General features: G+C 39.1%; 13 protein-coding genes. All 13 read left to right on the plus strand.

Annotated elements, in window-relative coordinates:
- Positions 1-603: 603 nt before the first annotated feature.
- Positions 604-975 carry an ATP synthase subunit I gene (locus tag MHI10_RS02765; RefSeq protein WP_340782732.1) on the plus strand — a complete coding sequence of 124 codons (372 nt, stop codon included), beginning with the start codon at positions 604-606 and terminating at the stop codon, positions 973-975.
- A gap of 30 nt (positions 976-1,005) precedes the next feature.
- Entirely contained in the window at positions 1,006-1,734 is a 729-nt protein-coding gene (gene atpB / locus MHI10_RS02770) for a F0F1 ATP synthase subunit A (RefSeq protein ID WP_340782734.1), read from the plus strand.
- Between the two features lie 76 nt (positions 1,735-1,810).
- Positions 1,811-2,035, plus strand: a complete 225-nt coding sequence (gene atpE / locus MHI10_RS02775) for a F0F1 ATP synthase subunit C (protein WP_340782736.1) — start codon at positions 1,811-1,813, stop codon at positions 2,033-2,035.
- A 169-nt stretch (positions 2,036-2,204) separates the two neighbouring features.
- The gene (gene atpF / locus MHI10_RS02780) at positions 2,205-2,726 is read left to right on the plus strand and encodes a F0F1 ATP synthase subunit B (RefSeq protein WP_340782737.1); all 522 of its coding nucleotides are present in this window, start codon (positions 2,205-2,207) and stop codon (positions 2,724-2,726) included.
- On the plus strand, positions 2,723-3,259 hold the full coding sequence (locus MHI10_RS02785; RefSeq protein WP_340782738.1) for a F0F1 ATP synthase subunit delta: 537 nt from the start codon (positions 2,723-2,725) through the stop codon (positions 3,257-3,259). Before atpF ends, MHI10_RS02785 begins: the two co-directional genes overlap by 4 nt.
- Positions 3,260-3,287: 28 nt before the next feature.
- Positions 3,288-4,796, plus strand: a complete 1,509-nt coding sequence (gene atpA, locus MHI10_RS02790; protein WP_340782739.1) for a F0F1 ATP synthase subunit alpha — start codon at positions 3,288-3,290, stop codon at positions 4,794-4,796.
- A gap of 106 nt (positions 4,797-4,902) precedes the next feature.
- Entirely contained in the window at positions 4,903-5,760 is an 858-nt protein-coding gene (atpG, locus tag MHI10_RS02795; RefSeq protein WP_340782741.1) for an ATP synthase F1 subunit gamma, read from the plus strand.
- Positions 5,761-5,812: 52 nt separating this feature from the next.
- Positions 5,813-7,228, plus strand: coding sequence for a F0F1 ATP synthase subunit beta (gene atpD / locus MHI10_RS02800; RefSeq protein ID WP_340782742.1), 1,416 nt, complete (start codon positions 5,813-5,815; stop codon positions 7,226-7,228).
- Positions 7,229-7,252: 24 nt separating this feature from the next.
- Entirely contained in the window at positions 7,253-7,663 is a 411-nt protein-coding gene (locus MHI10_RS02805; protein ID WP_340782743.1) for a F0F1 ATP synthase subunit epsilon, read from the plus strand.
- Positions 7,664-7,951: 288 nt separating this feature from the next.
- Complete coding sequence (locus MHI10_RS02810) at positions 7,952-8,197, plus strand: DUF1146 family protein (protein ID WP_340782744.1); 246 nt, start codon at positions 7,952-7,954, stop codon at positions 8,195-8,197.
- Positions 8,198-8,716: 519 nt separating this feature from the next.
- On the plus strand, positions 8,717-10,030 hold the full coding sequence (murA, locus tag MHI10_RS02815) for a UDP-N-acetylglucosamine 1-carboxyvinyltransferase (protein ID WP_340782745.1): 1,314 nt from the start codon (positions 8,717-8,719) through the stop codon (positions 10,028-10,030).
- Between the two features lie 128 nt (positions 10,031-10,158).
- On the plus strand, positions 10,159-11,073 hold the full coding sequence (gene spoIID, locus MHI10_RS02820; protein WP_340782746.1) for a stage II sporulation protein D: 915 nt from the start codon (positions 10,159-10,161) through the stop codon (positions 11,071-11,073).
- A gap of 131 nt (positions 11,074-11,204) precedes the next feature.
- A complete protein-coding gene (locus MHI10_RS02825) occupies positions 11,205-11,852 on the plus strand; it encodes a M23 family metallopeptidase (protein ID WP_340782748.1) in 648 nt (215 codons plus the stop codon).
- The last annotated feature ends 364 nt before the right edge of the window (positions 11,853-12,216 follow it).

A 12,216-nucleotide genomic window follows, 5' to 3' on the forward strand; every position in this document is an offset into this window, starting at 1 on the left:
ATACTTTTATATACAAATTACAGTGAAAACTTAATAATTACTACTAACTTTGAAAAGTCAACCAGAAAATTCGCTATAAGTGTTAATTTTTTTAAATTATATCGAAATGATCGATGGAAACAAAAAAAACGCATAAACTAGCGAATTTTCACGGGGATGAAAAAAGAAAGGGAGAATTTGTGTATATTCATCCACAAATTTGTCAACAATTTGACAAGGTAATCAACAGTATTAAGTTTTTCATCATTACTAATTGACATCAAAAACCCCCTATTGTATGCTTACAAAGGGTAAGAATGATAAGGGTTTCATCAAGTCTAAGGGCGCTGAAACACTTGTTATATCAAGTTTCTACTAGATTGACAGTTGATTTTACGGCTTGTCGATTTACAACGTTTTATGCGTCTGGATTAAAGTCCACCGAAATTATGAGTCATTTAGAAGTATGAAATGAATCGTAACTATCGTTCAATCAATAGTTGAAATTATTTAGTACTTGTAAAGGCCTCTAATTTTTGTAGTACATTCACTACGTTTTAAACTCACTTAATGGTCGATGGACACTTTCATTACTCGAAAAAAGTTTCAGGAGATTAATTGCCAATGCTAGATTTGCATCAAGTTTTTGCTTTGCAGAAGAAAGCGTTATTTTTTTTGCTTGCTATTTGTGCTTTAGGCTGGGGATTTTCACCATATGAATTGATATTTGCCGGTATAGCCTTGGGTGCGTTCTTTGGTACGTATAACTTTTGGATATTAGTTCGACGTATGGAAAAATTTGACCGTTCCATTAGTGAAGGGACAAAAGTAGCATCTATTGGTACGGCATTACGCTTCGGATCAGGTGTTGCCGCAGTCGCAATCGCAATATCGTTGCCACAATATTTCCACTTAATAAGCACGGTCATTGGTCTGATGATTCCGTACATCTTTTTAGTAATAGAAAGAATCGTACATCATATAAAAAACCATTAATGTGCATTTGAAAGAGAGGTGAATGCAGAAATGAATCATACAGCTCCAGAGGCCCATTTGGATTTAGGCTTTATGACACTTACGTTCAATTTATCTACAGTAATGATGCTTTTAATATCTGCTACTATTGTATTTTTAATCGCGTTTATCTCAACACGTAAACTTGCGTTAAAACCTACGGGTATGCAAAACGTCATGGAATGGATAATGGATTTCGTGAAGGGCATTATTAAGAGTAACATGGACTGGAAAACAGGTGGTCGCTTCCACATTCTAGGTATTACACTGATTATGTTCATTGCCGTTTCGAACTTAATTGGTTTACCATTAGGTGGTATCGCATATGGGACAGACTTATGGTGGAAATCGCCAACAGCTGACCCAGTAGTTACAATGACATTAGCAGCAATGATTTTAGTTTTAACACAGTACTACGGTGTGAAAATGCAAGGTACAGGTGGTTATGCTAAAACATTCTTCCAACCAATGTCATTCATGTTCCCGTTAAAAATTATCGAGGAGTTCGCAAATACGCTTACACTCGGTCTACGTCTTTACGGTAACATTTATGCGGGTGAGATTTTAATCGGTCTTATCGCAGGTTTAGCCGCTTCAGGCACAGTATTTGGCTTCGTTGGTGCAGTTGTACCGATGATGGCATGGCAAGGATTCTCGATCTTCATCGGGTTTATCCAAGCTTTCATTTTCACTATGTTAACGATGGTATACATGGCTCATAAAGTGAGTACAGACCATTAATTATAAATTTCCGCATTCAAAGTAGTGCGGCGATTTGAACCACAAAAAAACACATAATCCAAGGAGGATATTTAAAATGACAGGTTCAATAGGTTTATTAGCAGCAGCAATCGCAATTGGTTTAGCAGCACTAGGTGCAGGTATTGGTAACGGTTTAATCGTTTCAAAAACAGTAGAAGGTATCGCTCGTCAACCAGAAGCACGTGGCGCACTTCAAACTGTAATGTTCATCGGGGTTGCATTAGTAGAAGCATTACCGATCATCGCAGTAGTAGTAGCATTCATCGTAATGAACCAATAGTCTTAACAGATTATTATTTACAAGTGGCGAAGCAGCGTTTGATACAACCCTTCGCCATTCCTTTTGTATGAAATGAAGAATTTTCTTTTTTACAATTTTCAACTCGAAATTAAAGATGTAGACAATATAGATTTATGAACTCAAAGCTCTTGAAGGGAGTGAAACAATCGTGTTTTTAGATTATCTTGTACTAGGTGCAGGTGCTAGCAAAATCAACTTAGGTGATGTTTTAGCAACACTAGTTATTTTCTTAGGTTTAATGATGCTTCTTAAAAAGTTCGCTTGGGGTCCTTTAATGGGAATCATGCAAGAACGTGAAGAATTAGTTGCAACAGGTATTGATGCAGCTGAGAAAGCTAAAAAAGAAACGCAAGCACTATTAGAACAACAAAAGAGCCTTCTTAAAGAAGCTCGTACGGAAGCACAATCAATTATTGAAGGTGCTAAAAAGCAAGGCGAAGCAACACGCGAAGAAATCGTGTCAACTGCACGTGCTGAAGCAAACCGTTTAAAAGAAGCTGCTGTACGTGATATCGAAGCAGAAAAAGAAAAAGCAATCGCTGCTGTACGTGAAGAAGTAGTTTCACTATCAGTACTTGCTGCGTCTAAAGTTCTTGGAAAAGAAATTTCAGAAGAGGACAACAGCGCATTAATTAAAGAAACGATTGCGAAGGCAGGCGAAGCGAAATGAGTCAATCGACTGTAGCGAAGCGTTATGCTCAAGCTCTATTTGAATTATCTGCCGGGCAAAACACTGTTGCAGAAGTAAGTTCAGATTTAAAGGAACTTGTAAAAGTAATTGAAACGGACGAAGAGTTCGTTTTATTACTAAAAGCACCTAAAATCTCAGCTACTCGCAAAAAAGAACTTGTTGCAGAACTTTTATCTGGTGCACAACCAGCTGTAATCAATATGATTTCTATTTTAATCGATAAAAAACGTATTGACGAAGCTACAAATGTAGCAGAAGCATTCCAATTTTTAGCGGCTGACGCGCAAGGCGCAGCTGACGCAAAAGTATTCTCGACACGTGCATTAACAGATGCAGAGCGCACAGAAATTTCTGTAGCATTCGGCAAATTAGTGGGCAAAGAGAAATTAAACATTACAAACGAAATCGACCCATCTCTAATCGGTGGTGTACGAGTTCAAATCGGCAACTACATTTACGACAGCACTGTAACATCTAAGTTAGAGGGTTTAAAACGTATTTTAGTTGGTTAATTTTATGAAATGTGAGAGGTGAACATACATGGGCATCAAAGCTGAAGAAATCAGCAGTCTGATTAAAAAACAGATCGAAAATTACGAATCTGAGCTTAAAGTAAGCGAAGTTGGTACTGTAATCACAGTTGGTGACGGTATCGCTCGTGCTCATGGCCTCGACAACGCCATGGCTGGAGAGCTTTTAGAGTTCTCAAACGGTGTTATGGGTATGGCACAAAACTTAGAAGAAGGTAACGTAGGTATCATTATTCTAGGGCCATTCGCAGACATCAAAGAAGGCGATGAAGTTCGTCGTACAGGTCGTATCATGCAAGTACCAGTTGGTGAAGAACTAATTGGTCGTGTTGTAAACCCACTTGGTCAACCAGTTGACGGTTTAGGTCCAATCAACACAACAAATTCTCGTCCAATCGAAAGTCCAGCTTTCGGTGTAATGGCTCGTAAATCAGTTCATGAACCATTACAAACAGGTATTAAAGCAATTGACGCTTTAGTTCCAATCGGCCGTGGTCAACGTGAGTTAATCATCGGTGACCGTCAAGTAGGTAAAACTTCTGTAGCAATCGATACAATCTTAAACCAACAAGGTGAAGATATGATTTGTATCTATGTTGCAATCGGTCAAAAAGAATCAACTGTACGTGGTGTAGTTGAAACTTTCCGTAAAAACGGTGCATTAGACTACACAATCGTAGTTACAGCATCTGCTTCTCAACCAGCTCCATTATTATACCTTGCTCCTTTCGCAGGTGTATCAATGGCTGAAGAGTTCATGTTACAAGGTAAACACGTTTTAATCGTGTATGATGACTTATCTAAACAAGCATCAGCTTACCGTGAACTTTCATTACTATTACGTCGTCCTCCAGGTCGTGAAGCTTACCCAGGTGACGTATTCTACTTACACTCACGTTTATTAGAGCGTGCAGCGAAGTTAAATGAAACTTACAAAAACGGTTCTATCACAGCGTTACCGTTCGTTGAAACACAAGCAGGCGATATCGCAGCTTACATCCCAACAAACGTTATCTCTATTACTGATGGACAAATTTTCTTACAATCTGACTTATTCAACTCTGGTGTACGTCCAGCAATCAACGCTGGTTTATCAGTATCACGTGTAGGTGGTTCTGCTCAAATCAAAGCGATGAAAAAAGTAGCTGGTACATTACGTCTTGACTTAGCAGCGTTCCGTGAATTAGAGTCATTCGCTCAATTCGGTTCTGACTTAGATAAAATTACTTTAGCTAAATTAGAGCGTGGTAAACGTACTGTTGAGGTTTTAAAACAAGACTTAAACAAACCACTTAAAGTTGAAAAACAAGTTGCGATTCTATATGCATTAACTAAAGGTCACTTAGATGATATTCCAGTACAAGACATCGTTCGTTTTGAGCGTGACTTCTTAAGCTGGTTAGAAACAAACCACACTAACGTTTTAGATCATGTTCGTACTACAAAAGAACTTGCTCCAGACGCAGAGTACGTAGCAGCTCTTACTGAGTTCAAAAAAACTTTCGCAAAATCTGAGTAAGACTCATTAGAAAGCAGGCGTACTACTAGTTAATTGAACTAGTAGTCCTTGCTTAAATGAATAAACAGTAGCACTTGATTAAAAAACATAAGGTGGTGAAATACCAGTGGTAAACTTACGCGAAATCAAAGGTCGTATAAATTCGACAAAGTCAACGAAACAAATTACGAAAGCGATGCAGATGGTTTCTTCTTCAAAGTTACGTCGTGCAGAGCATAACGCTAAGTCATATGTACCTTACATGGAAAAAATCCAAGAAGTAGTGGGCGCAATCGCATCAGGTACGAAAGACAGTGGACATCCAATGTTAATCTCTCGTCCTGTTAAGAAAACAGCTTACTTAGTTATCGGGTCGGACCGTGGTCTTGCAGGTGCTTACAACTCAAGTATCCTTCGAGAAGTTCAAAGTACAATTGACCAACGTCATAAGTCTAAAGACGAATACGTTATTTTAGCAGTTGGTCGTGTTGTTCGTGATTACTTTGTAAAACGTGATCATAACGTTATCGCTGAGGTGGTTGCTCTACCAGACCAACCAACTTTTGCTGATATTAAAGAAATCGCCCGTAATGCTGTTGGTATGTTCATTGATGGTACTTATGATGAACTTCATATGTATTACAATCACTTTGTCAGCGCAATTACTAACGAAGTGACTGCAACAAAAGTTCTTCCATTAACTGATATTGCACCAGCTGCAGGTACAGCTTCGTATGAATTCGAGCCATCTGGTGAAGCAATTCTAGAAGTATTACTTCCACAATATGCGGAAAGCCTAATTTATGGGGCAATATTAGACGGAAAAGCAAGTGAACATTCAGCGCGTATGACTGCTATGAAAAATGCAACAGATAATGCAGATGACCGTATTTCTGAACTATCATTGCAATATAACCGTGCACGTCAAGCGGCGATTACACAAGAAATTACAGAAATCGTTGGTGGAGCTGCAGCCTTAGAATAGGATCAGCCCCGCACCAACGTCGTATAAGAATACGATAGGAGGGTACACAGTAATGAACAAAGGATACGTTCTTCAAGTAATGGGTCCAGTAGTAGACGTTAAGTTCTCTAATGGTCAATTACCAGAAATTAATAACTCATTAACAGTTACAATCGAACGTCCAGGCGAAGCAGCAACATCTCTTGCATTAGAAGTTGCGTTACACCTAGGCGACGACGCTGTTCGTACAATTGCAATGTCATCTACTGATGGCTTACAACGTGGAGCAGAAGTAACAGACTCAGGAAAACCAATTTCAGTACCAGTAGGTCAAGCAACATTAGGTCGTGTATTCAACGTACTTGGTGAAGTAATTGACTTAGGTGAAGAAATTCCAGCTGACGTTCGTCGTGATTCAATTCACCGCGAAGCGCCAAAATTTGATGAATTATCAACTACTGTTGAAATCCTTGAAACAGGTATCAAAGTAGTAGACTTATTAGCACCTTACATCAAAGGTGGTAAAATCGGTCTATTCGGTGGTGCCGGCGTAGGTAAAACAGTATTAATCCAAGAATTAATTAATAACATCGCACAAGAACACTCAGGTATTTCTGTATTCGCAGGTGTAGGTGAGCGTACTCGTGAAGGTAATGACTTATTCTTCGAGATGACGGATTCAGGCGTTATTAAACAAACAGCGATGGTATTCGGTCAAATGAACGAGCCACCAGGCGCACGTATGCGTGTAGCTTTAACTGGTTTAACAATGGCAGAATACTTCCGTGATGAAGATGGTGCAGACGTACTATTATTCATCGACAATATTTTCCGTTTCACTCAAGCAGGTTCTGAAGTATCAGCGCTATTAGGTCGTATGCCTTCAGCGGTAGGTTACCAACCAACACTTGCTACTGAAATGGGTAAATTACAAGAACGTATTACATCTACTACAAAAGGTTCTGTAACTTCTATCCAAGCGATCTATGTACCAGCCGATGACTATACTGACCCGGCTCCGGCTACAACTTTCGCTCACTTAGATGCAACAACAAACCTTGAGCGTAAATTATCTGAGATGGGTATTTACCCAGCGGTTGACCCATTAGCTTCGACTTCTCGTGCTTTATCACCAGAAATCGTAGGCCCAGAGCATTACGAAGTAGCGACAAGAGTTCAACGTACAATCCAACGTTACCGTGAGTTACAAGATATCATCGCCATCTTAGGTATGGATGAGTTATCTGATGAAGATAGACAAACAGTAGACCGTGCTCGTCGTATTCAGTTCTTCTTATCTCAAAACTTCCACGTAGCGGAGCAATTTACAGGTCAAAAAGGTTCATACGTACCAGTTAAAAATACTGTAAGCTCATTCAAGGAAATCCTTGAAGGCAAGTATGACCATTTACCAGAGGATGCATTCCGTTTAGTTGGTGGCATTGAAGACGTATTACAAAAAGCTAAAGATATGGGCGTTGAAGTTTAATAAAAACGGCGAGGAGGAAAAAATATGAAGACAGTAACAGTCAACATTGTCACTCCCGACGGCCCAGTATACGATTCAGAAGTATCAATGGTAGTCGCTAAAACAACTTCAGGCGAAATTGGTGTTCTTGCTGGACACATTCCAACGGTTGCTCCTTTAGCAATCGGCGCTGTAAAGTTGAAAAAGGCAGATGGTTCTACTGAACTAGCTGCTGTTAGCGGTGGTTTTATTGAAGTACGTCCTGACAAAATTTCAATTTTAGCACCTTCAGCTGAAGTGGCTTCAACAATTGATATTGCTCGAGCTAAAGAAGCTTTAGCTCGTGCTGAGGAACGCGTTCAAAAACAAAAAACCGACAACATTGATTTCAAACGTGCTGATTTATCATTAAAACGTGCGTTGAATCGTATCAACGTTCATCAGGGTAACATCTAATTTAACTTGCTTCAGCGGAAATCCTCCACTTCTATAAGTGGGGGATGAATGCTAAGGAAAGTAATTTTATTCGGTGGGGTTCAACCCCCTGCTGAATCAAGTTAAGCCCCGGCGGATGTCACAGATTTTAAGGGGAGTTTTTCGAGCTCGCTCGAAAAAATCTGGACGCAATTACGCCAGGGCGTAATTGATTTTAAAGTGGGCAGAGCAATCTGTCCGCTTTTTTGTGAATAGAAAAGTAATTTTGTCATCGAGGAAATTTATTTCATAGAAGAGGAAGTGAAATACATGGAAAATCTTTATATGCAGGCGGGTCAACAGGCATTAGTAAGTGTAGCAGCATATATTGTATTCATAGGTATTTCTTTTTATGCATTACAAGGTATTCGAATTGAACAATTATTTAAAAAGGGGAAAACCTTCCAAATCCAACTATTTTATATTGTCATGAGTATTACAATTGGATCGACAGTGGCAGATTTTTTCATTAACTTTACAAATTGGTCCCAAAAAATTACGTATATTTTCAATTAAAAGGGATGTAACAATTTATACCTTGTAGGGAAGAATAATGAGTTATCATTCGCTACAAGGTATAAAGATTTCCTAGGAAATAATGAATGTTCAACTGCGGGACATAATTAGGAGATCCAAACCGGTGAATTTAGACACATTCACCATATTTGCGTAAGATGCGTACTATAAAAGATAGCAAATATCTTAAATTTAGCTTAAAATAGTGATTTGGGCGCTTGAATAAAGGCGTTAATAGTTGTAACATAATCTTTGTGTGTAAAATTAGAAGTGAAATGAATTTCAACTTAATTCAGTGGGGTTAACCCCAGCTGAATTAAGTTAAGCCCCGGCGGATGTCACAGATTTTTTAGGGGTGAGGATGTCAGCCTAAAGACGTCACATCGTGTGACGACGGCTGACTGACCCACGTCCTGTGGGCCCGAGCTCGAAAAAATCTGGACTAAAGTTAGCCGAGGCATAATTGATATATATTGCAAGATTATTAATTTTTAAGAATTGAATTCGGAGGGACGAATTGTGGAGAGAATTATTGTTACAGGGGGCCAAACATTAAAGGGAACAGTGCGAGTAGAAGGCGCGAAAAACGCTGTATTACCTATCTTGGCTGCATCTCTTTTAGCTTCTAAAGATAAAAATAGAATTACAGATGTTCCGAACTTAGCTGATGTAAGTACAATCAGTGAAGTATTAAAAAGCGTAAATGCAACAGTAGAATATAATGTAGCACAAAATGAAATGATTATAGATGCTTCCGCAGAACTTTCAAGTGAAGCGCAATTTGAATTTGTCAGTAAAATGCGCGCATCGATTTTAGTAATGGGTTCTTTACTTGCACGCAATGGTTTTGCGCGAGTAGCATTACCAGGTGGCTGTGCAATTGGATCACGTCCGATTGAACTGCATTTAAAAGGCTTTGAAGCAATGGGGGCTAAAATCTCTTTTGGTCACGGTTATGTAGAAGCAAAGGTCGAGGACAAATTAAAAGGTGCTGAAATTTACTTAGATTTCCCTAGCGTTGGTGCAACAGAAAATATTATGACAGCTGCAGCACTTGCAGAAGGCATAACGATTATTGAAAACGCCGCAAAAGAACCGGAAATTGTAGATTTAGCAAACTTTATTAATGGTATGGGTGGCCGTGTCATTGGTGCCGGTACAGATACAATCCGTATTGAAGGGGTTAAAGCATTAAAAGGTTGCGAACATGCAATTATCCCAGACCGTATTGAAGCAGGTACATTTATGGTAGCCGCGGCAATTACACGCGGTGATATATTCATAGAAAATGCTGTACCAGAGCATATGGTGGCATTAATTGCAAAAATGCGTGAAATGGGTGTCGAAATTATAGAAGAGGGCGAGGGATTGCGCGTCCGTGCCAAGGACCCAATCAAAGCAGTAGATATTAAAACGATGCCGCATCCAGGTTTCCCGACAGATATGCAGTCTCAGCTAATGGCATTAATGCTTACAGCGAAAGGCACAAGTATCATTACAGAAACAGTATTTGAAAATCGATTCATGCATGTCGAAGAATTCCGTCGCATGAATGCTGAAGCAAAAATCGAAGGGCGTTCTGTTTTCATTGAAGGTGAGAAGAACCTACAAGGTGCAGAAGTATCGGCAACTGATTTACGCGCAGCAGCAGCACTTATACTAACTGGTTTAGTTTCTGAGGGTGTTACACGCGTTACAAAGCTTCATCACTTAGACCGAGGCTATGTTGACTTCCATAAGAAATTAGCAGCATTAGGTGCCAATATAGAGCGTGTGCAAACCGATGAACAAATCAACGAGCTAGCAGCAGAATCAAACATTGTAAATGCATAACGAATACGAATGAATACGTTAGAAGAAACTAGTGTTTAACAATACTAGTTTCTTTTTTTGTTGTTCTCTTAAATCTCATAAAAGGAAAATCCAATGAATGTTTTTCTCTATTGAACATACATTGTCATATGAAAAAATTGCTAATCATTATTTTATTGTTTTGCATTCCATTGTATTTTGTAAAAGGTTTAAAAAGCACACCACAAACACAAGAAACACCAGAAGCACAAGAAAAACAATGCGAAATTTATGTGAAGGTGAATGGTGGAGAAATTGCGCTCAATGAATATTTAGTTGGCGTGTTAGCAGGGGAGATGCCGGCAAGTTTTCATGAGGAGGCATTAAAAGCACAGGCTATTGCTGCAAGAACTTATGCATTAAGGAAAACAGAATATGGTAAAAAGGAAATTCAAGCAACAACAGCCCATCAAGTATTTGAAACCGTAGAAAAGCGGAAGGAAAAATGGCAATCCGTATTTTCTACGTACGAGAATAAGATTGAGCAAGCAATAGAAGCAACGGGAAATCAAGTTTTGACGTATGATGGTGAATTAATTACTGCTATGTTTCATGCATCCTCTAGTAAACAAACGGAATCGGCAAAAAACTATAGCGGCCATGATATACCTTATTTACAATCGGTTTCATCAATAGAAGAACCTTTAATTGAAACAGTCAATTTTACTTTTGCTCAGCTCAATGAAAAACTCAAGCAAAAGCTAAGCGCTGATGCGTATGGCAACATGAAACTTGCTAGAAATGATACGAATCGCATTGAGCAAGTGACGATTGGTAAAGTTGGATGGTCTGGTAGAGAGTTTCGAGAGTTGCTTCAATTAAAATCTACAGACTTCTCTGTGAAATGGTCGACAAAAGGGCTTGAAGTTATAACACGTGGATATGGTCATGGGGTAGGAATGAGTCAGCACGGTGCTAATGCGATGGCGAAGGATGGTACAACAGTGGAAGGAATTTTGAATAATTACTACCCAGGAGCACAAATTGAAGAAGCAAATTATTGCAAAGAAGTAGGGAAACAATAGCGTTCTCTCCTCATTTTCAGAAGGGGGGTCCAAACGTCTACGTGGGAGATAAAAAATAATGAAGTATCACAGTGAATAAGTATGTTTAGATTCTCAAAAATTGGTCTACACTTCCACTAGAGGTGATGATGATGAGAGAAGATAAACAAAAGCCTTCTCAAAAGACGCTTATGCAGCAGGCGTGGTTTTGGCCAGCTATCTATGGCGGAATGGCATTGATGATTGTTGCAGTAATTTTTGGCTTTAACCAACTTTATGAAAGTCAACAGGAAACGGCATTAGTTGAGGAAGCGATGTTACCAGAGCCTGGGTTAGTAGAAACGGCTGCACGTGAAGAAACATTGAAGTATCCGTTTAAAGAAGAATTGGTGAATGAAGTAGCCATACTTCAGAATTTTTATGATGTGAATGCAGATGCAGCATCACGTGAAAAAGCATTGCTTGTATTCGATCAAGTATTCACAGCATCAACAGGTGTTTCGATTGCGATTAATAGTGAACCATTTGAAGTTGTAGCGGCCATGAGTGGAGAAGTCGTAGAAGTGAAGATGGACGAATTTACTGGAAATACAATTATTATGGAACACGCAGATGGGAAGCAAACACGTTATAGCTCCGTGGCAGATATTTTAGTCAAAGCGGGCGACAAAGTAACGCAAGGTGAACAAATTGCAACGTCGCAAGGTAATGATTGGAATCCAACTGTTGGTGTCCATTTATACTTTGAAGTACTTGAACAAGGTGTGCTTGTTGATCCACGTAAATTTTTATCGTTTTAAGTTTACCATTTAACTTGATTCAGTGGGGTTCAAACCCCGCTGAATTGGGGAACAAAGGCTAAACCCGTCACATTGTGTGACAACGGCTTACTGACCCACGTCTTGTGGACCCTCGAAAAAAAATCTGGACTAAAGTTAACCGAGTCGTAATTGTTCCTAATTTATCCGAATATTGAGAGCCAACAAAACATAAGGTGAAGCAATAACCATCTTTTACAACTTGTTGTAGAAAATGAACATATTTGCTAGTGCTCACTTTATAAGAGAAGACCTTATCACCAAAGCCCTATATTTTATGAAGTAGACATTTCAAAACCTATGTTGAAATGTCGAAGGGTGTAAATACAGCGAGAAATAAGGTCTG

The organism is Solibacillus sp. FSL K6-1523, from assembly GCF_038005225.1.
Lineage (GTDB): Bacteria > Bacillota > Bacilli > Bacillales_A > Planococcaceae > Solibacillus.